At 43.2% G+C, this 25,136-nt stretch carries 21 protein-coding genes; 14 read left to right on the top strand and 7 right to left on the bottom strand.

The genetic code is table 11. The features are described 5' to 3' along the window. The first annotated feature begins 375 nt into the window (after positions 1 to 375). Positions 376 to 993, top strand: coding sequence for a WbqC family protein (locus tag ODOSP_RS01430; protein ID WP_013610636.1), 618 nt, complete (start codon positions 376 to 378; stop codon positions 991 to 993). Positions 994 to 1,122: 129 nt separating this feature from the next. On the opposite strand, the gene ODOSP_RS01425 is transcribed toward ODOSP_RS01430, so the two are convergent. Next, a complete protein-coding gene (locus ODOSP_RS01425; protein ID WP_013610635.1) occupies positions 1,123 to 1,914 on the bottom strand; it encodes a C40 family peptidase in 792 nt (263 codons plus the stop codon). A 33-nt stretch (positions 1,915 to 1,947) separates the two neighbouring features. Then, a complete protein-coding gene (locus ODOSP_RS01420) occupies positions 1,948 to 3,615 on the bottom strand; it encodes a putative transporter (RefSeq protein ID WP_013610634.1) in 1,668 nt (555 codons plus the stop codon). Positions 3,616 to 3,743: 128 nt separating this feature from the next. Between ODOSP_RS01420 and ODOSP_RS01415 the strand changes: the two genes are divergently transcribed. The 5 genes from ODOSP_RS01415 to ODOSP_RS01395 all read left to right on the top strand — a co-directional run bounded on the left by ODOSP_RS01415 (position 3,744) and on the right by ODOSP_RS01395 (position 8,279). After that, positions 3,744 to 4,070, top strand: a complete 327-nt coding sequence (locus ODOSP_RS01415) for a hypothetical protein (protein WP_013610633.1) — start codon at positions 3,744 to 3,746, stop codon at positions 4,068 to 4,070. Further along, a complete protein-coding gene (locus tag ODOSP_RS01410) occupies positions 4,067 to 5,719 on the top strand; it encodes an ABC1 kinase family protein (protein ID WP_013610632.1) in 1,653 nt (550 codons plus the stop codon). The genes ODOSP_RS01415 and ODOSP_RS01410 overlap by 4 nt, the downstream gene beginning before the upstream one ends. Before the next feature lie 73 nt (positions 5,720 to 5,792). Continuing rightward, on the top strand, positions 5,793 to 6,818 hold the full coding sequence (locus tag ODOSP_RS01405; RefSeq protein WP_013610631.1) for a threonine aldolase family protein: 1,026 nt from the start codon (positions 5,793 to 5,795) through the stop codon (positions 6,816 to 6,818). A 4-nt stretch (positions 6,819 to 6,822) separates the two neighbouring features. Further along, complete coding sequence (gene mnmD / locus ODOSP_RS01400) at positions 6,823 to 7,518, top strand: tRNA (5-methylaminomethyl-2-thiouridine)(34)-methyltransferase MnmD (protein WP_013610630.1); 696 nt, start codon at positions 6,823 to 6,825, stop codon at positions 7,516 to 7,518. After that, on the top strand, positions 7,515 to 8,279 hold the full coding sequence (locus ODOSP_RS01395; protein ID WP_013610629.1) for a TIGR02757 family protein: 765 nt from the start codon (positions 7,515 to 7,517) through the stop codon (positions 8,277 to 8,279). Before mnmD ends, ODOSP_RS01395 begins: the two co-directional genes overlap by 4 nt. Before the next feature lie 246 nt (positions 8,280 to 8,525). On the opposite strand, the gene ODOSP_RS18600 is transcribed toward ODOSP_RS01395, so the two are convergent. Both ODOSP_RS18600 and ODOSP_RS01385 read right to left on the bottom strand, forming a co-directional pair. Further along, positions 8,526 to 11,510 (bottom strand): DEAD/DEAH box helicase, encoded by a 2,985-nt coding sequence (locus ODOSP_RS18600; protein ID WP_013610628.1) that lies wholly within the window; start codon positions 11,508 to 11,510, stop codon positions 8,526 to 8,528. A gap of 54 nt (positions 11,511 to 11,564) precedes the next feature. Beyond that, complete coding sequence (locus tag ODOSP_RS01385) at positions 11,565 to 13,250, bottom strand: glycoside hydrolase family 13 protein (RefSeq protein ID WP_013610627.1); 1,686 nt, start codon at positions 13,248 to 13,250, stop codon at positions 11,565 to 11,567. Positions 13,251 to 13,484: 234 nt separating this feature from the next. On the opposite strand from ODOSP_RS01385, the gene ODOSP_RS01380 reads away from it, so the two are divergent. Further along, entirely contained in the window at positions 13,485 to 14,930 is a 1,446-nt protein-coding gene (locus tag ODOSP_RS01380) for an alpha-amylase (protein ID WP_041556248.1), read from the top strand. 256 nt (positions 14,931 to 15,186) lie between these two features. Next, positions 15,187 to 16,395, top strand: coding sequence for an MFS transporter (locus tag ODOSP_RS01375; RefSeq protein WP_013610625.1), 1,209 nt, complete (start codon positions 15,187 to 15,189; stop codon positions 16,393 to 16,395). On the opposite strand, the gene ODOSP_RS01370 is transcribed toward ODOSP_RS01375, so the two are convergent. Genes ODOSP_RS01370 through ODOSP_RS01360 form a run of 3 tightly spaced genes read right to left on the bottom strand, consistent with a single transcriptional unit; the run spans position 16,392 to position 19,453 of the window. After that, positions 16,392 to 16,910, bottom strand: a complete 519-nt coding sequence (locus ODOSP_RS01370) for an O-acetyl-ADP-ribose deacetylase (protein WP_013610624.1) — start codon at positions 16,908 to 16,910, stop codon at positions 16,392 to 16,394. The two genes, ODOSP_RS01375 and ODOSP_RS01370, sit on opposite strands and share 4 nt — an antisense overlap. Before the next feature lie 55 nt (positions 16,911 to 16,965). After that, positions 16,966 to 18,273 (bottom strand): MATE family efflux transporter, encoded by a 1,308-nt coding sequence (locus ODOSP_RS01365; RefSeq protein WP_013610623.1) that lies wholly within the window; start codon positions 18,271 to 18,273, stop codon positions 16,966 to 16,968. A gap of 4 nt (positions 18,274 to 18,277) precedes the next feature. Then, positions 18,278 to 19,453: a clostripain-related cysteine peptidase gene (locus ODOSP_RS01360; RefSeq protein ID WP_013610622.1), complete on the bottom strand. Its 1,176-nt coding sequence runs from the start codon at positions 19,451 to 19,453 to the stop codon at positions 18,278 to 18,280. A 157-nt stretch (positions 19,454 to 19,610) separates the two neighbouring features. On the opposite strand from ODOSP_RS01360, the gene ODOSP_RS01355 reads away from it, so the two are divergent. From ODOSP_RS01355 to ODOSP_RS01330, 6 genes are all read left to right on the top strand, one after another. After that, positions 19,611 to 20,570: a GNAT family N-acetyltransferase gene (locus tag ODOSP_RS01355; protein ID WP_013610621.1), complete on the top strand. Its 960-nt coding sequence runs from the start codon at positions 19,611 to 19,613 to the stop codon at positions 20,568 to 20,570. A gap of 577 nt (positions 20,571 to 21,147) precedes the next feature. Beyond that, complete coding sequence (locus ODOSP_RS01350; protein WP_013610620.1) at positions 21,148 to 21,423, top strand: hypothetical protein; 276 nt, start codon at positions 21,148 to 21,150, stop codon at positions 21,421 to 21,423. 86 nt (positions 21,424 to 21,509) lie between these two features. Beyond that, positions 21,510 to 22,634, top strand: coding sequence for a 6-bladed beta-propeller (locus ODOSP_RS01345; RefSeq protein WP_013610619.1), 1,125 nt, complete (start codon positions 21,510 to 21,512; stop codon positions 22,632 to 22,634). Positions 22,635 to 22,636: 2 nt separating this feature from the next. Next, positions 22,637 to 23,185, top strand: coding sequence for a hypothetical protein (locus tag ODOSP_RS01340; RefSeq protein ID WP_013610618.1), 549 nt, complete (start codon positions 22,637 to 22,639; stop codon positions 23,183 to 23,185). Between the two features lie 500 nt (positions 23,186 to 23,685). Next, on the top strand, positions 23,686 to 23,925 hold the full coding sequence (locus tag ODOSP_RS01335; protein ID WP_013610617.1) for an NVEALA domain-containing protein: 240 nt from the start codon (positions 23,686 to 23,688) through the stop codon (positions 23,923 to 23,925). Between the two features lie 45 nt (positions 23,926 to 23,970). Next, positions 23,971 to 25,089: a 6-bladed beta-propeller gene (locus ODOSP_RS01330; protein ID WP_013610616.1), complete on the top strand. Its 1,119-nt coding sequence runs from the start codon at positions 23,971 to 23,973 to the stop codon at positions 25,087 to 25,089. Positions 25,090 to 25,136: the final 47 nt, after the last annotated feature.

The following is a 25,136-nucleotide window of genomic DNA, read 5'->3' as shown; positions in this document are numbered from 1 at the left end:
TTTACGATAAAATATTATTATTTCAGCTATTTTACCGGATACAAACAAACATTATACGCTCTATCAGCGGAAATGTTCCGGTTAACGGAGGAAAAAAGCAATTATTTTTTCCGGTTCCGAAAAGAAATCCTCGATCAGACGTAGCTATGTTCAGTTCAATTCAGCATTCGAAAGATAGCAAGGAATCCGCATATTCACAAATTTTTATCAATATTTTAACGACAAAAATTTGCAAATTACACACTTGTTACTTTTAGATGACAATTTTTACACACTTCTGCTAAATTATTACGACAAATTGAGGAAAAATATACCAAACAGAGAAGTCAAAAAATATTTTACTATTTTTGCCTGTGCTCATTAAGCACATCTATTATGAACCCTTTTTTATTAACGACAGCTTATTTTCCACCGATAGCTTACTTCTCTTGTCTTAAAAAAGCAGAAGTAACGTATATCGAGCAATATGAAAACTTCGGAAAACAGAGTTACCGTAACCGTTGTGAAATCATGACCGCAAACGGCGTGATCGCATTGACCGTCCCGGTAGCCAAAGCCAACAGCAAAACCCTGATAAAAGACCTGAAAATCGTGTATCCGACTCCCTGGCAAAAATTACACTTCCGGGGTATCGAATCGGCTTACAAAAATTCTCCTTATTACGAATATTATATCGACGATTTAATGCCTTTTTTTGAAAAGCAGGAGACTTATCTTTTCGACCATAACCTGGCCATCTTAACGACTATACTGGATTTTCTGAAACTGAAACGGGACATCCGGCTTACAACGGATTATATCGCGATCGGGGATATCAATTACAGGGATCTGCGTAATGCTATCCACCCCAAAGTTTCCCATAGACAACCCGGTTGTGATTATATCCCGAAACCTTATCGCCAGACTTTCAGCGACCGTTTTCCATTTACCCCGAATCTGAGTATTCTGGATCTGCTTTTTTGTTGCGGACCGGAAGCGGGGGAAATGATTTGAAAAAAAAGAGTTGTAAGAGTTACAGAGTTAAAAGAGTTACAGAGTTACAGAGTTACAGAGTTAAAAGAGTTACAGAGTTACAGAGTTAGAAGAGTTGTATGAGTTAAAAGGGTTCGACTTTATGGCCTTTTAATCGTTCAGGATTCGTTTGATGACTTTCAGGTTATGGGTATAACGTTTCAAGTCTTCGTTGAAAATTCCCTGATGGTCGATTTTGTCCACCCGTACCCTCCCGGAAGCATGGATGATCCGGTTTTGTTCCCAAATAATTCCGACATGAGTGATCGCTCCGGTCTCGTCTCCGAAGAAAGCCAGGTCACCGGGCATCGCTTCTTCGAGGAAGGAATAATTCTGTCCGAGCGTCACCTGCTGCGAAGCATCCCGCGGCAAATCGATTCCCGCCATCCGGTAAACAATCTGGGAAAGCCCCGAACAATCGATCCCATAGGGTGATCGTCCTCCCCAAAGATAAGGCGTATTGTAATACATCAAGGCATAACCGATAATCAGATCCCTCAGACTATCGATGCCGACATCTTTCATTTTACTGACCAAAGTATAGGTATCTCCTCCGATCTGCATCTTCTTGGTCGTGGCATCGAAAAAAGGAAATACACTACCCGAAACCACCAATTTATTCCCGTAATCACCGTCTTTCACGACTATATTAAACACTTCCGTAGCCAATACAGATACCTCGGCTTTGTATTTACCGATAAATTCTTCGGTGACTTCAAGATACATTTTCCGATCGATCCACCCCTCGTAACGATCATGCAACATCCTGACATATACCCATTTCTCATCCACCTCCAGTATTTCAAATACCTCACCGAAAAGAATCTGAGAAACCATCTCACTCCGTTCCGATTTTTCACTCCGCATGGGAACTATACTCAAATCTGCTATACCGTAAGACATAGGAATACTGAATTAATATACGATTGTGCAAATTTACAAAATAAGTATCAATAACTGGGCTGTTAAAACGCGTAAAAACATCGTTAAAGGATAAACGGTAGCATATCCCACTGCCGGCATATCATTTCCGGCAACACCATTCGAATAAGCCAATGCAGGCGGATCGGTGGTACTCCCGGCAATCAATCCCATCAAAGTGAAGTAGTTTATCTTATAACACCAACGGGCAATACTGCCGACTATCATCAAAGGCACGAAGGTAATGATAAACCCATATCCGATCCATGCAAAACCACCTTGATTCACCACCGTATCCACAAATCCGACCCCTGCATCCAAACCGACACAGGCCAGAAACAAAGAGATACCGATTTCGCGCAACATCAGGTTGGCACTCATCGTCGTATAAGTAACCAATTTATAATGGGGTCCGAACTTACTGATCAAAATAGCGGTAATCAAAGGTCCTCCTGCCAATCCCAATTTCACCGGTTGCGGAATTCCCGGAAAAGTAAAAGGTATACTCCCTAACAAAATACCCAAAGCGATCCCCAGAAAAATAGGTACCAGATTGGGTTCCCGCAACCTCCGGAGTGAATTACCCAATATTTTCTCTACACTTTTCACACTATCTTCCGTTCCGACAACCGTAACCCGGTCACCGATCTGCAATTCCAACCCCGGACTAGCCACCAAATCCACTCCGGCCCGGTTTACCCGGGTGATATTGACACCGAATCCTCCGCGTAAATGAAGTTGAGCCAGCATTTTTCCATTGATTTCCGAACGGGTAATCATGATACGTTTCGAAACCAACTTGGAATCCAGCTTCTCCCACTCAGAACGATGCATCTCTATTTTTTCACCGATAAAAGCGATTATCGCATCCATATCTTGCTTGGCAGCAATGATAAATAATTTATCTCCGGCCTGTAGATGTGTGCGTGAATAAGCGATCTCCAAATCATTATTCTCGTGCAACACCCTGGAAATCACAAATTTCTTATCGATCAACGTAGCGACGGCCTCCACTTCTTTACCGAACAGAGCCGGATTTTTCACCCGGACGGAAACATGGGTCGCCCGTGCTTCTTTTTCTTCCAGCTGACTTTGGGCAGATTCAGTCTCTTTATCGAAAGAAATCCGGAAAATATAACGAATCAGGATGAGTGCTGCGATAATCCCCACCACACCCAAAGGATAAGCCACTGCATAGCCCATAGCGATTTCGGTACCTTCCTTACCGGTCATATCGAAATAAGCCTGTTGCGCAGCCCCCAGGCCCGGCGTATTCGTCACCGCCCCGGAGAGAATACCCACCATCGTAGTGACGGGCAAACCGGTAACGACATATAAAACACAGGTAATTGCAACACCCAGTACAATCACCAATACCGCTAGTAAATTCAGGGTAAGCCCGCCTTTTTTAAAAGAAGCGAAGAAACCGGGTCCTACCTGTAAACCAACTGAATAAACAAACAAAATCAGTCCGAATTCTTTCAGGAAGTGCAAAGCATGCGCATCCATCCGCATTCCCCAATGGCTGAAAATAATACCGACGAACAGAATCCAGGTAATTCCTAAAGAAACACCTGCTATTTTTACTTTTCCCAGATATATCCCGATAAAGATAACGATAGCTACCAATAAAATCGAATGCCCGATTCCCGATCCGAAAAATAAAGTATGTATCCACTCCATATACAAATCATCTTAAATTTCTAAGAGCCTACAAAAATAGAAAATAATCTGCAAAATTTCTTCTTTGCAACTAAACACATCTTTTTTCGTTTAATATTTTGCAATCGACAATGCTTAAAGTAATCGGTATGACAAACGACTTATTATATTTGCTTTTACGGGCTTCCATCAATGCCTCGCTCAGTGACCGGGATGCTTTTATCGAAAAGGTATCCAAAATTATCGAACAACAGACTCATAAAGATCCGGAAGCAGCCCGTCGGCTCAGTGATCATATAGCAGGAGCTATGGAAGGGCTGAACAGCACTTTATTATTGCGTCAGTTATTCACTCCCCGCCGGGATAAAAAGCTTACTCAAACCCTCGATCAACTCACAACAGCTGTAGAAAAGCTGAATGCTTTACTGGAAGATGCTTCGTTTCCTCCCCAACCTTCTAAACCCGAAGAGCAATGAGAATTACAGATGTATACGTAGGGTATCTGAAGATCACCAGAATCATTCAAATCGGTAGTATTCTGGTCAAACACGGTTTTAAGGAAATGATTTCCCATACTTTTCTGGGGCGTCGTATCCGAAAGCGCCGTATCCGCCAACATAAACCAGTATATACCACCCAGGAACGGCTGCGGCTGACCATAGAGGATCTGGGACCAACTTATATCAAATTCGGTCAGATCCTGGCCGACCGGCCGGATATACTCTCCGAACGGTTCAGAAAAGAATTGAAGAAATTACAGACCAATGCCCTCCCTTTCGACGACCATCTGGCGATCCGCCTGATTGAAGATGAATTAGGGGCCGAAATCAAGGATGTTTTTTCAGAATTCAATCCACATTGTATCGCTTCGGCTTCTATCGGCCAGGTGTATACCGGACGTCTGAAAAACGGGAAAGACGTCGTGATCAAAATCCGCCGCCCGAATATCGACCAGAAAATCAAACTAGACTTATACCTCATGCGCTATCTGGCCAAGAAATTAGCCCTGGAATACCCCGAAATGGCTGCCATCAATATCGTAGGAGTCGTCGACGAGTTCGGCGAAAGCATATTCAAGGAATTGAATTATTATAACGAAGCCACGAACATCCTGCGTTTCCGGGATATATTCAAAGACAATCCCCGGATCTACATTCCCCATGTCGACATGAAACATACGACCCACCGGATGCTCATTATGGAACGGATCTTCGGTATGTCGCCGGACGATCCGCTTCAGCTGAAGGCTGCCGGACTCGATCCGGTACAAATAGCCCTCAACGGAGCGGAAGCCTTGCTGATCATGGTCTTCAAGGAAGGTTTTTTCCATGCCGACCCTCATGCGGGTAATTTATTCATCCTGCCGGGCAATCGGATCGCCTTTATCGACTTCGGGATGGTCGGAGCTCTCCGTCCCCGGGAAATGGATTTTCTGGCCAACCTTTCCATCGGTTTCGCCCGCCGGGATCCTATCGGCCTGGCCGACTCCATGATCCGGCTTTGTGATCAACGTTTTTTCGACCAACGGGACGATTTGATTTTCAGCCTGCAACAAATGATTAAACGCTTCTCCCAACTCCCGATCGAGAAATTCAATTACGCCAAGATGATCCAGGATTGTATCGACCTGATCACCAAATACGGACTTTGTCTGCCTACCGGTATTTTTATGCTGGCCAAAGCGTTGGCCACAATCCAGAAAGTGGCCGAACGTCTGGACCCGGACATCCCCTTTGCCAAGCTCATCATCCCTTACGCCAAAGAGGTTGTCATGACTCAATTTTCTCCGCGAAAGATGGCCGCCTCGCTTTTCCAAACCTTAAAAGGATATGCCACCCTCCTGCAAACCGCTCCGGGAGATATCAGCGAGATATTATACAAACTCAAACAAGGCGAAATCAAACACGAGTTACAAATCACGGATGTTCCTGAATTCCGGAAAATGCTCCGGAACGGAGCCTCACGGCTCGCTTATGCGATACTTCTGGTCGGCCTGTTTATCGGAGCGATCGGAATACTCGATAAACGCCCCGACCTGAAATACGGCCATTTTCTACTCTTTGTATCCTCTTTTTTAATTTTCATCGTTATGCTAAAATGGATACTCCGGAAAAAAAGGGATTAGAAGGGAAAGATTGGAGATTAGGGATTAATTTCATTATCTTTGAATCGTTTTATCTTTAATTCTAATTTTTATCATGATTCGAGGTTTTGGAAGCGATAATTTTTCAGGCGTATTACCGGAAGTATTCAAAGCACTGGAAGAGGCAGCCTATGGGCATCAGCATTCTTACGAAGAAGATGTTTATTCTGAAAAAGCCATACAGGATTTCAAAAATGTTTTTGGAGAAAATATCCGTGTATTTTTCGTCTATAACGGTACAGGGGCAAACATACTCAGCCTATCTGCCTTCACCCATTCCTATAACGCCGTTATATGTGCCGAGACCGCCCATATCAATGTGGACGAATGCGGAGCGATCGAGAAACAATCGGGCTGTAAACTACTGACCGTCCCAACTTTCGACGGGAAACTGACAACCGGTCTTATCCAAAACCACATGCACGGTTTCGGAGAACAACATCACTCACAACCTAAAATGATTTCCCTGACTCAATGTACCGAATTAGGGACGGTTTATACTCCTGCCGAATTAAAAGAAATTTGCGATTATGCCCATGCCCATCGGATGTATGTACACATGGACGGAGCACGTCTTTCGAATGCCGTCGCCTATCTGGGATGTGATCCCCGCGACATCACCTCCCGGGTCGGTATCGATGTATTGAGTTTCGGAGGTACTAAAAACGGGATGATGTTTGGAGAAGCTGTCGTCTTTTTCAACCCGGAAGTCGCCAAAGAGGTACAATATATCCGTAAGCAACTGATGCAACTTCACTCGAAGACCCGTTTCATCGCCGCCCAATTTTCGGCAGTCCTGAAACACGACCTTTGGCTAAAGACCGCCGGACATGCCAACCGGATGGCCCGGATGTTAGCCAACGAAGCGGCTAAAATCCCGGGAATCCGCATCACTCAAGAGGTGCAAGGCAATGAAGTATTCGCTATCATCCCCCGCGATAAAATAACCAAATTACAGTCGGAATGCTTCTTTTACATTTGGGATGAAAATGCCTCGGAAGTACGTTGGGTCTGCTCCTTCGACACGACAGAAAGTGATATTATCGAATTCGTCAATTTACTCAGAGCAGAAATCTGTTGAAAGGATGCCACATCAATTGATTCAAACAGAAGACGGTAGTATAACCTTATATGTTCCTGAACTGAATGAACATTATCATTCGGTACACGGAGCGATTCAGGAATCTATTCATATTTTTATCCGGGCCGGACTGGATTTTTATCTGACCTCCCCGGAACATCGGCCGCCCACCGAAGTCCCGTTGTCTATTCTGGAAGCCGGTTTCGGAACCGGGCTGAATGCTTATTTAAGCTTATTGCGGAGCGAAGAACTCCAGCTCCCGCTCGATTATCACAGTGTGGAAAAATATCCGTTACCGCCCGAAGAAGTAAATCGTCTTCATTATCCGGATCAACTTCCCGCTGCCGATCCCGGATCATTCGCCATGCTGCACGACGCCCCCTGGGATTGCGGAGAGCAGATTACCCCTTTATTTCATTTACACAAATACCGGACAGATTTCCGGTCTATACAATTTCAGGCCCGATTCGATATCGTCTATTTCGATGCCTTCAACCCGGAAGTGCAACCCCATCTCTGGACTCCGGAAGTATTCAGCCGGTTCGCCCAAGCATTGAAACCGGGAGGAATCCTGGTGACTTATTGTGTCAAGGGGATAGTCAAGCAAGCCTTACGCGAAGTCGGTTTCACCTTAAAACGCCTGCCCGGACCTCCCGGAAAAAGAGAAATGCTCAGAGCCACCAAACCCGACCGAATATGACATCACTAGAAATAAAACAACTACTCGATGAAAAATATCAGGAATATTGCCATTCCGATTTTTTTATCCATACCGATCCCATTCAAATTCCTAAATTATTCGAAGAGAAAGAAGACATCGAAATAGCCGGTTTTCTGGCAGCCTCCCTGGCTTGGGGGCAACGTCCGACCATCATAAAAAAGTGTAAGGAACTCATGCAGCTCCTGGATTATGCTCCTTATGACTTCGTCCTGCATGCCCGGGAAAGCGATTTCACCCGTTTCGAACATTTCAAACACCGCACTTTCAACGGTTATGACTGTAGTTATTTTTTACGTTCCTTAGCCCATATCTACCGCCATGAAGGAGGGTTGGAAAATGTCTTCACCACCGCCTGGCAAATACACGGGGATATGTTCGAGGTATTACGCCATTGGTATCGGATTTTCACTACCCTTCCGGCCGAGCCCCGGGTACTCCGCCACATCGCGTGTGTAGACAAAGGCTCAGCCGCCAAAAGAGTGAATATGTTTATTCGCTGGATGGTGAGACACGACCACAGCGGTATCGATTTCGGACTATGGAAAGGTATCCCGGCCTCCGCCCTATTGATCCCTTTAGATCTGCATACGGGCCATGTAAGCCGCGAACTCGGTCTGCTTACCCGTAAACAAAACGATGCCAAAGCTGTCGAAGAGCTTACCCGGCGTCTTCGTGAATTCGATCCGGTCGATCCGATCCGGTATGATTTCGCTCTTTTCGGCCTGGGGGCTTTCAAATAAGCAGGAATAATTAATCGTTAAAGTTCGTAAAGTCCTGAACCCTGCGGGCACTTTCATTAACGTAACTTCCGGTGCCGGCCGGCCGCCCCAGTGCCGTAAAAAAATGCGCTCGCAGGATCCATCGACTTTATGAACCTCATGAACTTTATAAACTCCTATAATTCAACTTTTTTTGAAGAAACAATATAGAAATGAAGAGTCAACTTTGATTCTCCCGTACTCTTTTCTCCAAATTCAAGGTTCCCTTCAGAGCACTTCCAATAATTCTTCATCTGTCAAAGGGATGGAAGTAGCTGCTGTTATGACAGAATCGGCAAGGCGTTGTTTACGTTCCTGGATAGCCAGAATTTTTTCCTCGAGTGTTCCGGCAGTAATAAAACGATAGACGAATACCGCCCGTTTTTGCCCGATCCGGTGGGCCCGGCTAACGGCTTGATTTTCAGCAGCGACATTCCACCAAGGGTCGAGAATAAATACATAATCGGCCTCGGTAAGATTCAAGCCTACCCCACCGGCTTTCAAAGAAATCAGGAAGATCCGGCATTCCGGGTCGGCCTGAAAATGCCGGATAGTCTGTTCCCGGTCGGCAGTCAAGCCTGTCAGCATCGCATATTTCCATCCCCGGACCATTGTTTCTTCAGCTACCATTTTAAGATATTTTACAAAAGAAGAAAAAACCAACACCTTGTGTCCGGAAGCAATCACTTCTCCCAACATACGGAATACCTCACTAAATTTTCCGGAATTTCCTTCATACCCAGTTTCGACCAAACGGGGATGATTGGCGATCTGACGCAATCGGATCAGAGCTTTTAAAACCATAAAATCACTTCGCAATTCCCCTTGATTCTCTCTCTCACTCAAGATATAATTTCTCACCCGGGACTGTTCCTCTTCGTATACCTTCCGCTGTTCCTCTTCGGGTTCACAAACGACCAACTCGGCTGTGAGATCCGGCAAATCGGCCAACACTTCTTCTTTGGTACGGCGTAAAATATACGGAGCGATCAGTTTACGCAAAGCTTCGCTCATCCGCCCTTCTACATCGGCCAATATAGGACGGATAAAATGATCGCGGAAAAAACGCTGTGATCCGAGTAATCCCCGGTTCACCCAATTCATCACAGCCCACAAATCGGTCAGTGAATTTTCTATCGGTGTACCCGACAAAGCCCAAAAACACCTTCCCTGAATACGCATCATAGCCTGATGGAGCTGAGACCCCGGATTCTTTAACATTTGTGCTTCGTCGGCAACGACGATACCGAAAGTCAGGCGGGACAAAATATCGATATCGTTCCGCAAAGTATGATAAGTGATCAATACGACATCCGAACGTTGCAGGTATGAACGCAAATCGATACGGTTAGTTCCGGCATAGATAGTCACAGTCAGCTGAGGAGCGAATTTCCGAAGTTCATTCCGCCAATTATGGATCAAAGAAGCCGGTACAACCACCAGACAGGTATGGTATACCAATGAACGATCTCCCTCATCCGGCCTGCTTACCTCTTCCGGGGCATCGAACAAACTCAGTTGTTTTCCGCTGTCAGGCCATCGGTTTACAACAGGCTTTTTTACTCCTTCCTGCCTGTATTTCAAGATCAGGGCAATGGCCTGAAGTGTTTTTCCCAATCCCATATCGTCGGCCAGACAACCTCCCAAGCCACATCGGTACAAACGGTACATCCATTCATAACCGAAACGCTGGTACGGACGTAAAGTCACCTGAAAATCAAAGGGCAGAGTCACCTCTTCCTGCAAATTCTCCGGCAATGAAAAATGACAGGTCGTCTCCGCCCAGTTTTTTAATAAAATATACTGGCTGCGGTGAAAAAATAAGGAAGTCCCCCTTCCTTGAGCAAATAAAAGCAACTCGGTATAGGTAGCGAACCATTCTTCAGGAATCAGGAATAAAGTGCCGTCATCGAGTAAAAACTCACGTTTACCCGTCAGAATATGGTCCCGGAAACGAAGCAAAGGAATCCGGCGCCCATCAGTCAGAATAACTTCTGCTTTCAATTCGAACCAATCCATCGTTTCCGATACCGAACTATCGATCTGCCAGGCTCCGATATAATAGGCCCGGCGCAATGTTTTCTGAGTGAAGCCGATCCCCATCGCTTTCAACTCATCCCCATGTGTCTGTACCCAGGTCACGGTCTTCTGCCAGGCATCGGCAATAACCTCCCCGCTCACTTTGTCCCGATCTTCGGTTTCTTTTTCAGTCTTCCAGGTCATCACAGTAACTTCCGGCAAATGGAAATACCCTTCCGTATCGTTCCTGATCCCCAAAGCAACCAATTGCCGGGCTTGCAGCTGTTCCCATTCCGGATCCCGGCTGACCTTATAGAAAGCATAGCGGTCTCCTTCCGTATATAATTCCACCAAAGCTTTCCGGGACGACCAGCCGGGAATATATTGATTACCGTATTTATATTCCATCACCAGGACCGGCATGCCGAGTATATCGCGTTCAAGTGACAGGAAGGCCTGTTTTTCTACTTCCCGGACGATCACGTCGAAACCTTGTACCTCGATCTCTTCATGCCGTACATTTTTCAGGATAAAACGCCGGAAATAGATACTTTCGTTTGCCTTGGGGATCATAATCTCCCTTTTCTGCAAAAAAGGTTGCAAACGCTGCCCGTCGAAATCTTCCGGGAAACGGAATAGCTGCCTGCCTGAAACCACCCGGCAAGGCCGCCGGGTCAGCACCTTCAACGCGTAATCACTGGGATAAAAGGTCTTTTCTCCATCTGTCAAACGCAAAATATAACGGGTAAACTCCCCTGTCCTTTCGAATTTCAACAATGCCCGCAAAGGAACGGATTTAAGCATCAGGCGCTGATTCTTATAAAAATTATCTAAACGACTGGTTTTCAAAAACAAAGGACAACCCGCTTCGGTCAGTTCATCCAGTACCTGTGCGACATACTTATCGATATAAGGCCGGATATCTTCACGGATATACGCTTCCTCCACTTTTTGCAGGAACATACGTTCATCCTTAAATTTTTTCCGGCCAAACTGTTTGAAAAGCATAGGGGTATCGTACTTACGGATCGTTTCCGTAATCTTTCTGACTACAGGCCATACTTCCAGGTCTTCATCCCCGATATACCGACCTATACTTTGAAAAAAATCACCGGCATCTATTGCCCGGTTGGCATACACCATCCAGCAATCCCAACGCTTCTCATATGATAAGATAAAAATAATCCGCTCCATCGCTTAAAAAAGAGAGCGCAAAGATACAAAATTATGTGCCAAACCATACTCCCGTCAACCGCCGAATTCCTCCGACCGCATCACCACCGCTTCGTATGGCCGTAAAGATACTACCTTATCTAACTGAGGCAGATCGCCATAGTTGCACATTAAAATTTCCGCTCCCTGCATATCGATTCCCGGATAAGCCTCAGCCTGTTTGGAAGAGAAATTCAGTACAACAAGATAGTGATATTTTTCTCCTTTACGGAGATAAGTATAGGTCCGGGGATTTTTTGCATCCAACAAGGTATAGCCGGCATAAACAAGATCCGGAGAACTTTTCCGTAAAGCGATCAATTGCCGGAAATAGTTCAATACCGACCAGGGATCTTTTTCCTGGGCCGCGACATTGATTTTCCGATAGTCGGGGTTCACTCCGATCCAGGGCATTCCGGTTGTAAAACCGGCTTGTCCCGAGTTATCCCATTGAAAGGGTGTCCGCGCATTATCCCGGGAAGTCTGTTGCTGCATCTGAAGAAACCATTGCGTATCTCCTTTGCGTTTTTCTATCTGTTTGTATTGGTTCAAAGTCGCAATATCCCGATAATCCCCGATCCGGTCGAACTTCGGATTACACATCCCGATTTCATCACCTGCCAACCAATAAGGAGTGCCCCGCATCGTCAGTAAAAAAGTCGCCAGCATCTTAGCGGCATATACTCTGAATTGCGGGCGGTCATCTCCAAAACGACTCAACATCCGGGGCTGATCGTGATTTCCCAGATAAATGGCAGGCCATCCCTTCCCGACCGCTTTATCCCAACCGGAGAACATTTTTTTCAAAGCGATCAGGCTATAGCCGATACCTGAATCGGGACAATCGGCCGTTGTATAATTCCGGACTTCCGAAGGGCCGAATCCATATAACATATCCAATTCCTGCCGCTCGGGCCCGACAAATTTTTCCACTTCTTTATAAGTAACGGCCGAACCTTCTCCAACGGTCATTATATCGTATTTACTCAATACTTCGCGGTTCATTTCGTGCAAATATTCGTGCAAATGAGGTCCATGTGCATAAGAAGAAAACAAATCCGGATACTTCTTCCGGTCGATAGGCGGGAAAGCCGGGTCTTTAGCGATCAAAGGAATAGAATCCATCCGAAAACCATCGATTCCTTTATCGAACCAAAAACGCATCATATCATACACCGCTTCTCTCACCTCCCGGTTTTCCCAATTGAGATCGGGCTGTTTCCGCGAAAAATAGTGTAAATACCAGGCCCGGGTATGAGGGTCGTAAGTCCAGGCCGACTCCTCGAAATAACTCGGACGCAAGGGAGGAGTTTCCTGTTCCACCGGCCACCAGTGATAATAGGTATAATACGGATTCTTCCGCGACTTGCGGGCTTCCTGAAACCAGGGATGCTCGTCACTGGTATGATTTACGACCAAATCCAGTATCAGTTTTAAATTCCGGGCATGCACTTCCCGAAGTAACAAATCGAAATCTTCCATCGTTCCGAACTCTTTCATAATAGCCCGGTAATCACTGATATCGTATCCATTATCATCATTAGGCGAAGCATAAATCGGATTCAGCCAAATCACATCGACTCCCAGGCTTTTGATGTAATCCAAACAGGAAATGATTCCGCATAAATCTCCGATTCCATCACCATTACTGTCTTTAAAACTACGGGGATATATCTGATAAACCACCGCTTCTTTCCACCAAATTCTGTTATTCTGTTCCATATCTGTTTCGGTTAAAACGAACGGGTTAAATTAATTTATAAAGTTATATACCCTACGAACACTTTTTTACGGCCACAAAATGGCCGATCATGGAGTCCGGTATGAAACTGTCGAATGACACGCCGTTCGATACTCTTTTAACGTCAGAAAAGATCAGAAGTTTCTAAATAATCTTATCATAAGAACTTTATGGCGTAAAATTTCGTTTTAAACAGGAAACCAATACAAAAAAATATGGAAAACGGAGTCATGATGCAATATTTCGAGTGGAATATGCCCAACGATGGGGATTTGTGGAATCAGTTGAAACGGGATGCCTCTCATTTACATGCGATCGGAATTACGGCTGTCTGGATTCCCCCAGCCTACAAAGCCCTGAAACAAGACGATGAAGGATATGGTACTTATGATCTTTATGATCTGGGAGAATTCGATCAAAAAGAAACCATCCGGACAAAATACGGTACCAAACAGCAACTACAGGAAATGATCGACGAGCTGCACAAAAATCAGGTCGGTGTCTATCTGGATGCCGTGATGAACCACAAAGCCGGAGCGGACTATACCGAAAAATTCATGGCCCGGGAAGTAAACCCCGACCAAAGAACAGAACAACTCGGTGAGCCCTATGAAATCGAAGGATGGACCGGTTTCAATTTTCCGGGCCGGGGAAATAAATACTCGGATTTCAAATGGCACTGGTATCATTTTTCAGGCATCGACTGCGACGTAGCTACCGGTAAAAAAGGAATTTTTCAGATTGTCGGTGAAGGAAAAACCTGGAGTGAGGGGGTAGACGACGAAAACGGCAACTACGATTTCCTGATGTTTGCCGATATCGACTTCGATCACCCGGAAGTAGTGGAAGAAATGAAGAAATGGGGGATCTGGGTCAGCCAGGAATTACACCTCGACGGGATGCGTCTCGATGCCATCAAACACATCAACGATCAATTTATCGCACATTTCCTCGAAGCCGTCAGAGCTAAACAAGGACAACAATTTTATGCCGTAGGGGAATATTGGAAAAACGATAAAGACTCGTTGGACAAATACCTTTCCGAGGTTAAATATAAGATAGACTTATTCGATGTCCCTTTACATTATCATTTTTTCCAGGCTTCACAAAAAGGCAGGGACTACGATTTACAAGAACTTTTCAACGACACCCTGGTCAACGACCATCCCGACTTAGCGGTCACTTTTGTAGACAATCACGATTCCCAGAAAAACAGTTCCCTGGAATCTCAAGTCAAAGACTGGTTCAAACCTCTGGCCTATGGCTTGATCTTATTGAGAAAAGACGGGTATCCCTGTATTTTCTACGGCGATTATTATAGCATTAAAAGAAAGCAATCTCCTCACCGTCCGATCCTGGATATTTTATTGGACGCCCGTAAAAAATATGCCCACGGCGAACAGCTAGACTATTTCGATCACCCCAATACAATCGGCTTCACCCGTAAAGGGGATGAAGCCCATCCGCATTCCGGCCTGGCCCTTCTGATCTCGAACGGTGAAGACGGAGATAAAATTATGCAGGTAGGCACAGAACACCAAGGAGAAATATGGCACGAAATTACCGGTAACCGCCAGGAAGAAGTAACCATAGATGAAGAGGGAAACGGTAAGTTTACAGTATCCGGTAGTAAACTGGCTGTTTGGGTCGTAAAGATCTGATCCGGCAGGATAGGCCGGCAATCTCTTTCCTCCGGTATGAGTACAAGACAAACTGTCTGTAAACGATAGCATGCCTTGTACTCTTTTCTCTAGTCATTCCCTGTCCGCCCAACCCCGCCTCCCCCGGTATTGTTATCCCACCGATTTTTTCATCCGATATCCCCGGATATACAGGGAAAAATTTTAATAATTTTTCCTATTTTTGCAATGGTAATTTTACCGGATTTTAAAGGTAGATATCATTCCACGGTTTTCAATGAATACTTCTTTTGCAGACATAGAAAAAAAGGAGAACCGGAAGGACCTGATTATTTCAATATGTGTATTCTTATCGGGGTTCTCCTGTTTTGCCCAGCTCTACTATTTCCAGCCTTTGTTACCGGATTTAGCCAAAGATTTTATTCTCTCGGCCAGCGAAAGCAGTTTCGCTATTTCTTTTTCGACTTTGGGAATGGTCTTCGGTCTTTTTACCACCATGTTCGTGGCCGACCGCATTCCCCGGAAAAAAATGATCGGTACCGGTTTACTCAGTTCGTCGATCTTTTCCGTTGCGGCCTCTTTCTCCCCGACCTTTCTTCCGCTGATTTTGCTCAGTGCTGCCAAAGGTTTTCTATTATCCGGAGCCACATCCGTATCCATGGCTTACATTGCGGAAGAGGTATCGTCCCGCAACAAAGGGAAAATCATGGGCCTGTATATCGCCGGAAACGCATTGGGAGGTATGGCCGGACGAGTCATTTCATCCTGGATCGGAGCCCTTTACACCTGGCGGATCGCATCGGTCAGCATCGGTTTGATCTGCGCCTTATTCGCCATACTGTTCTTACTGTTCAGCCCCCGCTCCACCAACTTTATGCCCCGCAAGGAAAGCTTTCATACCCTCATCATAGCAAATCTCCAACTGATCACCTCAAAAGCATTGATCCCTTTCTACCTGACCGGAGGATTGATCCTGGGGGTTTTCGTCAGTTTATACAATTACCTGGGATTCTATCTGACCAAAGCACCTTTCAATTTCCCGGAACATTATATCCACTATATTTATTTAATGTATATATTCGGTATTTTCGGGTCGATTGCGACAGCCGGACTCACCCGGTACTTCACTCATTTTAAGGTATTAAAAGCCATGTTTTTAGTTTCAGCTGCCGGCATTTTACTATTATACATCACCGACTTCCGGGTCGTGACTTTAGGACTGGCTGTATTTACTTTCAATTTTTTCGTCGTACATGTTTTATGCAACCGTATTGTCAGCGATTACAATCTCTCCAAGCGTTCGGTCACTATCTCTATTTATCTGCTCACCTACTACCTGGGATCCAGTTTGCTGGGTTGGGGTACGGGTGTGATCCTGGATACCTGGGGATGGCAATATTTCCTGGGGAGTCTGATCCTGATCCTCCTGATAAATTACGGTATTGTTATCGGAGGTATAAAGCGCATGCGAGCCGATCTTTCTTAAGCTTCCGGCCCTTCTGCCAAAAGCCGGTTATATATATTGAAGTCCTCCGGCCCGAAACAGACGACAATCACCTGTTCAAAACCGGGATAAACAGCCAAAAAACGAGTGATCTCCCGGAACGCGATCCGGGCAGCCTCAAGTTTGGGATAACGATATACTCCGGTACTGATACAGGGGAAAGCGATGGTTTTCAACCCGTTCTCTACTGCCAGCCGCAAACTGTTACGATAACAGGAGGCTAACAATTCCGGTTCATGATGCCCGCCGTCCCGATAAACCGGTCCTACCGTATGTATCACATGAGCCGCCGGCAAACGATACCCTTTCGTAATCTTCGCTTCTCCTGTCGGGCAACCGTTCAATTTCCGGCATTCCTCCAGCAATTCAGGTCCGGCCGCCCGATGAATAGCCCCATCGACACCTCCTCCGCCCAACAACGAAGAATTCGCAGCATTCACAATCGCATCTACCTTTAAATGTGTAATGTCATCCAAAAGAATTTCCAAACGTTTCATAATCCGATTTAGTTTATAAACTTCACAAACTAAAATTTATCGTACCGATAAATTTTCAGCCCTGTTTCAGGTATCGTGGTGAAAATATCCGCTGTCCCCAAAGTGTTTGCAGGATACCACGCAATGAAAGATATACCAGAAATGCCAACCACAGGATATGATTATCGGTTCCTCCCGCAAAACAGTAATAAATCAGGAAAAAAGCCTCTGCTGCGACTGCCATAGCCCACAGCATCTGGCGGGTAGCCGTAGCTCCGATCAGGATACCGTCCCATAAAAAAGCACTGAAACCTGCTAAAGGAATGGCCAATACCCAATAATAATAATCTCCTGCCACCCGGATCACCTGTTGATCATTGGTCAATAAACTTAAAAAATTTTTCCCTCCTACGCCATACAACAAGGTAAATAAAAGTGACATCCCGACTCCCCAACCGAATAAATTGCGCACCGCATGCCGGAGCTGTTTCAGATCACAAGCCCCGATATACCGCCCGGCCAGCGCTTCGGCAGCATAGGCAAAACCATCCATAATATAGGAAAAAAGGGTAAAAAGCTGCATCAGCAAAGTATTCACTGCGAGAATAGTATCGCCCTGACGTGCACCGGTAGAAGTGAAAAAAGTAGTGACGGCGATTAAGCAAACAGTCCTTAAAAAAATATCCCGGTTAACGGCAAAAAAACGGCGCATAGCCACCGATTGTAAACTATTGCGCAAAACGATCCGGGAACGCAACCACCCGTAACGCTTTCTCCACAATAACAAAGCCATAGCCAATCCCGACCATTCGGCCACTACGGTTCCCAAAGCCACCCCTTCCACCTTCATGCCCAGGACGAACACAAAACAGAGGCTACAGACAATATTGATGATATTGACCGCGATAGCGATATACATGGGGAAACGGGAATTCTGCATTCCGATAAACCATCCCTTGAAACCATACATCGCCAATACAGCCGGAGCCCCCCAAATACACACCCGGAAATAGGTGACGGCATATTGTTCTACCTCCGGGCTGGTATCCAATAAATAAAAGGCCAGCCGTTCGACAGGATATTGCAGGATCAGAATAGCGGCAGCAGAAATCAAACCGACACTGACCGCTTGTACCAATACTTTTACCTCTGCATCGGCATCCTTACGTCCATAGGCCTGAGAAGTCAACCCACTGGTACCCATACGCAGGAAACCGAAATTCCAGTAGAGGATGTTGAACAACAATCCTCCCACCGCAATTGCACCGATATAGGCCGCCGATCCGAGATGCCCGACAATCGTGACATCCACCAAACCGAGTAAAGGGACTGTGATATTAGATACAATAGAAGGTATCGCCAGTTGTAAAATCCGTCGGTTCATCCCATCAATTATTTTCGTATACCGTAGCTCCCCAATCCAAAGTATAATAATAGGTATTCATATCAGACCATTCCGAAAAAGGAATATATGAAGTCAGGCCGCTAAACTTATCGGCAGGCACCTCATCACCGAACAATTTTTCGGTAGCTGCCTTGTAGATCACAACCCGGTCTAGTTGTTTCTTAAACGAGTTATATTCCTCTTCGGTTGTCATCTTCCGGATATAGTCGCCGAAATCGAAAAATACCATAGGCAATCCCCCCTTACTCAGCGGATAATGCCAGGCTCTCACATAGTCGGTCTTCCCGGCTAAAAGAGTGCGTACCTTCGCTACCAAAGGTTCTAATTCTTCGGTCTTTACCAGCCCGACCACCGCCGAACGCCACAGGGAATTAACCTGATATTTATTGTAATGGTTATAATATTCCCGGCAAATCTGTTTCATAGCCTCTTCTCCTCCCCAAAGCAAAGGCATCATTTTTTCATAGGGAAACCCGTCGGAAATCACCTCTGCCGGAGAGGCGATCATATAATCGGTTTTATTTCTCAATTCGTAAGCCACCTCGATACCTCCCATAAAACATACATCCCAAAGGATAAAACTGAAATGTCCGGGCAAGCGGGCAGCCATCTCCCGGATATCCATATAAGCCTTCCCCGTTGTTCCGGGATGTTCGTCTTCGGCATAATATTTCGTCCTCGGCATATCCGGATCAGGCAACCGCATCGCATATCCCCCCGGGAAGGAATATTCCGGCAGCACCCACCCCAGACCATGCGACCACAATACCAACCCATAGGAAGAGGCCGGATATCTTTTTTGCACTTCCTTTACCACCCTTGCCAACACTTCGGGTGAAGCCGAATTTTCTTCTGTATAAGTCTCCAAGGTATCCAGACGGCATCCTTTCCCCCCTTTAACGGTCAGCAGACGAGGCACATCATACCGGGGATCGATATAAATCACCAGCCGTCCTGCCGTTTGTTCCATCCCTTTCAGGATAGACTTTATATTGGTTTCACCGTCTTTATTCAGATTATTATCGGCTGCCATATAAATCAATACGGTACGTTCGCCGTATTCCGGCTCGATCTTATCGGAATCATGGCAAGCGCTAAAGATCATAACGCTATATATCAGAAAGAAAAAACGAATTTTACTAAATACCTTGAACTTCATCGGGCTTTATGCTTTAATCGATATCATTATTTTGCGTGTAAAGATACAAAAAAAAAACGATAAAGCATTATATTTGTTCCGTGGAATCGATCGGCACAGAAGTCACCGGCTCCTTGCTTCCCATCGATAAAACCCTATATTTTCAAATTGTAAAAAAATGCAACCTGTCATTTACCCTATCGAGAAAAAGAAGCTTATCGCCGAGCTGACTGAAGAACATTTTATGCGGAAGACGAATAAAGGCGGTAATGAAATATATACCTTCGATGCTCATTCTGCTCCAAACCTGATGCAGGAAGTCGGGCGTATCCGCGAGCTTACGTTCCGTAGTGCCGGAGGTGGTACCGGGAAAGAAACCGACATCGACGAATTCGATGTCGATCCACAAACTCCTTATCAGCAACTGATCGTCTGGGATCCCCAGGAACAGGAAATTATCGGAGGCTACCGTTATATTCTTTGTGACCATCTATCGCTCAATGCCGAAGGAGAACCGAACCTGGCGACAACCGAACTTTTCCGTTTTTCAGATCAATTCAAATCCGATTACCTGCCGAAAATGATCGAACTCGGACGTTCTTTCGTACATCCGATCTACCAGTCGACCCGCATGGGACGAAAATCTGTTTTCGCTCTGGACAATCTCTGGGACGGATTGGGAGCCCTCACGGTAGAACATCCCCAGATAGAATATTTTTTCGGGAAAGTGACGATGTATACCAGTTTTAATATTCAGGCCCGGAATATGATCCTCTATTTTATAGATAAATATTTCAAGGATACAGTAGGTTTAGTGGTTCCCATCCATCCCCTGGATATTCAAATCGACGAGGAGCAGATGAAAAAAATCTTTATCGGTAATAATTATAATGAAGATTACAAGATATTGTCCCATTATGTCCGGGAATTGGGAGAAAACATTCCTCCCCTGGTAAATGCTTATATGAGTCTGTCCCCTTCGATGAAGATGTTCGGAACGGCCATCAACCCCGGTTTCGGCGGAGTGGAGGAATCTGCGATATTGATAAAAATTGCAGATGTATACGAAGCCAAAAAGAAACGGCACATTTCTACTTACATCCCCCGTATTCTCGGAAGACTGAAAGGGAAAAAATGACCGAAAGCGGGACATTCAATAATAACATAAAGCTAGCCAACTGATTCATATTTAAAACATTGTGGATCAGTTGGCTTTTTTGTATCTTTAGATATTCCCCCAAAAATAAGATTCGGTAGCCCAAACGGAAGAAATATCCGGACTAGGATATGGCTAAGATACGGAATACTACAATAAATGGCGTATGAAATAATATCCCGTTCTAGTTTCTCTCTCACTACAAAACTAAATTTACGATACCGAGCAATTCAAGAACCGGAACATACGAAAAATGGAGAGCCTGTTACCTAAAAAATACTCTTCGGGTATATTATAGAATATTAGAATTTTTTTTCTTAAAATAATTTATTTTACTTTATTCCGTTAATACAATGTTTAACCTAGAGAAAATAGGACGATCGACAGACCAACTTTTGACAGAGACAATCTGTCGTCGTCCCACCACTCCCCTAAAAAAGAAAGAGAGGCCGCAATGTACTGATTTTTTCGTATAGTTTCGCTGCAAGGCAGGGAGAATTATAAATCCAATTAAAAATCAAATTGATCCAATTACTTAAAATTTAATATTTAAAAGAATATGAAAAGAAAATTAATTTTTGGAAGTTGCATATGTATTATGTTAACAATTTTCAATTTCATAAACATGTTAAATGTAGATAATTCAAAATTAGAACTTCTCTTCGATAAAGTAGAAGCATTTGCAGCAGGAGAGACTTTACCTCCTGTTGACGTTAATTGTAGCGGCAAAGGATGGGGACGTTGTTATGAACCAATAGGTTCTGCCCACTATTGGTGGTGTAAAGAGACAGGTTTTCTAAGTGATTATTGCGATAAACCTTTCGATTATATGTAAAATGAAAAAGGAATTTGTTTTCATCATGTTTCAACAAAATTTGAAAACAAATTCCTCAAATTATTTATTTAATAACTACCATTGAAATGAAAAATACCATTCTTATATTAGTTCTCTGCCTATTTATCGGCAGCTGTAAAGACTCACTCACCGTTAACGAAGAAGTAGATACTATCACCGCTTCTATCGAACAGGAAGACGAGATATCCCTGTTCGATTTCGTTTCCCAGGTCCGTCTGATTCCTTTGGAAACGACAGATTCTTCATTAGTCGCCCATATTACTAAAATTATTACCTCTAAAGACAAGATTTTTATTTACGATCGTATCCAGAATCAAATTTTCATTTTCAACCGAGAAGGACAGTTTATTTCTAAAATAAACCGAAAAGGGAGAGGACCCGAAGAATATATGTCTATTTCAGATTTAGCCATAAATCCTTTCAACGGATGCCTGGAGATACTCGATCCCTGGGGAAAACTGCTTGCTTTTGATTTAAACGGTAAATATCTCCATTCTTTCAGGTTACCCAAAGACCTGCATGCATACGATGAATTCATTCCTTTGAGCCGAGACAGTATTGCCTTTTATAGTCTATCAGAACCTTCTACATTAAATATTTATTCCCGGACTACTTCAAAAATCGTTTACAGTGGTTTTAAAAGTTCAAAAAAATTATCCATAAACTCGCCCTTGAGCAGTTTTTACCGTTTCCGAGACACCGTATATTTTTCCCGTTATTTATACGATGATGTATTCGCCATTACCCCGACAAACATAGCTCCTGCCTATCGATGGTTTTTCCCGGGACACAAATACGACCCGAACGAAGTGATTCCCGAATACGACCGAAATAATAGAAAAGATTATTTTGCCATACAGGAATTACTCCCCTATACGCATGTCAATAACCTGGAAACCGATTTATACCGTTATACTTGTCTCTCTATCCGATCCGGCAAAAAATATGTAAATGTTCTACACAATAAAAAGACACAGCGGAATATTGTATTTCACAAAACCAAAGAAGGAGTCATCTTCACTCCCTATGTTCTAAACGATTCCATTGCTCTCGGTCCCATCGAACCCTGGAGAAAAAAAGAAGAATATCTGAATGAACAAGTACTCGACGACGAAAACAATCAAATATTAAATCAGCTGACAGAAGATAGTAATCCTATTCTAATCGAATATATTTTAAAAAAGGAATAGTTATGAAAATGAAATATATTATTATTCCCACAATCGTTTTCAACTTAGTATGTTTATCCATATTTATATCTCGACAATATAAGAAATATCATACTCGGAAATCCAATTATATACACTATATTGAAACAATCAAAGCAAAAATAATCAAAGAAATAGAAAATACCCCCTTCTATACTAGTACAGATCCAGAGATAAATATATCTGCAAAAAATATCTTAGTTTTCCATTTCTCAATGGAAGCTTGTCAACCGTGTCTCGAGGAAATAAGTGAAACCATCAAATCAGAGTTTCCCAACTATACAAAAAATAAATATATTATATTTTTTTCAAATGATATTGAAAACAGATTAAGAAAAAACTTTTTAGGGAAACAAATAACTACTTCATTAAAAAAAGAAAAAATTCCACTAAGCAAATATACTACTCCATTATTGTTTACAATAGATTCAAACAATACTGTGCAAAATATTTTCATTCCAGACAAAGACGACACAGAGTCATTGAGAAATTATTTAAAAAAAATAAAGAACAATTATTTCAGTAAAATGTAAATACTCAAATTAAATTCAAATTTCCATGAAGAAACTCCTCAAAACCCTTTTCCAATACCTGATGGTAATCGTCCTCTCACTGACAATCACATTGTCGCTGAGGCTTTTGTCGTAGATTTCTATTCGATTTCCGCCTGAATTGGAATATTCGGAAAATGGAACCGCTACATACCCCGACAAGGAAACTATATCGCTCTCGATACGACAGCATGTTGCAAAAATACTCTTCGGGTATATTATAGAATATTAGAAATTTTTTTTCTTAAAATAATTTATTTTACTTTATTCCGTTAATAAATGTTTAAACTATAGAGAACAGGGACGATCGACAGACCAACTTTTGAAAAGACAATCTGTCATCGTCCCCTCACTCTTCTAAAAAAGAAAGAGAGGTCGCAATGTACTGATTTTTTCGTATAGTTTCGCTGCAAGGCAGGGGATTATACAAATTAGATTAAGAAAAATTCATTTTTTATTAAACAACTAGAATTTATAATGATATGAAAAAAAGAACTGTAAAAATAGGTATATTACTTTTCTTTGTAGTATTAGCTACTATCGGGACAAAACTGGCTGACAATGATAAAATTTCGTCCTTTGGATTAATGTTTTCGAACTTGGAGGCATTAGCAAGTGCAGAAGGAGGTTATGATCAAAAAATTTGGGAAAGATTCTATAGACCTGATGGAACGGGATATAACTGTGCACAGCCAGGTAATGAAACTTGTACAGGAAGATAATCAATAAATCTAAGAGAGTGTTAATACCCTCTAAATAAAATCACTATGAAATATTTTTATTTATTATTTTTAATTCTATTGCTCGGGAATTGTACTCCTAAAGAGCAATCACAAGGTACTGTTGTGGATTTTGGAGCATTTACCAAAATTTCCGATAATCAATTATTAGAACAGTATCGTTTTGTTAAGTTGGAAACGAATGAAAGCTGCCTTTTAGGAGCGATAGATCAAATCGAGGTATTCGCAAATAAAATCTATATTTTAGATTCCTATCAAACCAAAAGCATATATGTATTTGACAAAGAAGGAAAATACCTCAATCGTTTGGAAGGCAACCGTCGTGGTCCCGGAGAGTTTTTAATGCCTTTATGTTTTGCCATAGATCCTACAGACAGCGCCCTGATAGTTAAAGATCACCAACAATCGGCCTTATTACGCTATGCTTTAAATGACTTGTCTTTTATCGATAAAATAAAAACGGAAGAGTATCCGATTTCTTTTGGTGTAATACCTGAACAGGAAGCTTTGGCATTTTATTATCCCGACCGAGGAAACAATGACTATCAATTACGGATCACTGACAAAAATGGACAATTTATCAAAGAATTATTACCAGTAGATCCCAAAAGCAAGGTTCTTCATGGTTTGGGACAGAATTTTTATGTATATGATGGAAAACTGAATGTATTTCCGCATTTTTCCAATACTATTTTTTCGATAACTCCCGATAGCACAACACAACGTTACCACTTTTACTTCGGAGATTATCATTTCCCGGACGACGAAATTTTCCAAAAAAAGGAATACAACTCTCAGGCTATCATGAGTGAAATAATGAATAATTCTTATGTAAGATTGATGGCACCCTACGAAACTGACGAGCATCTGTTAGTAAAATATTACGTAAAACGACAAGTTTTGTTAGGAATATACAACAAAAAAAAACATACAGCCATCAATTTGGATCCTGAAATGGTGATAGACTCTCTTCATCTCGGGACCTTCCCTGTGCCCATCGGTTTCAATCATAATGAATTCATCGGTCAGCTTACCTTGGATATACAACAAAAAAATAGAATCATGATTCCAGAACTTCAAAAATTAATGGCAGATTACTCCGAAGACTCTAACCCTATATTAATTTTTTATTCTCTAAGATCATGAAATTTGTCTGTATAATTTTGTTATATATTTTTGTTCTCATATCCTGT

This window comes from Odoribacter splanchnicus DSM 20712, assembly GCF_000190535.1.
GTDB lineage: Bacteria > Bacteroidota > Bacteroidia > Bacteroidales > Marinifilaceae > Odoribacter > Odoribacter splanchnicus.
This window is presented reverse-complemented; position numbering and strand designations above follow the sequence as displayed.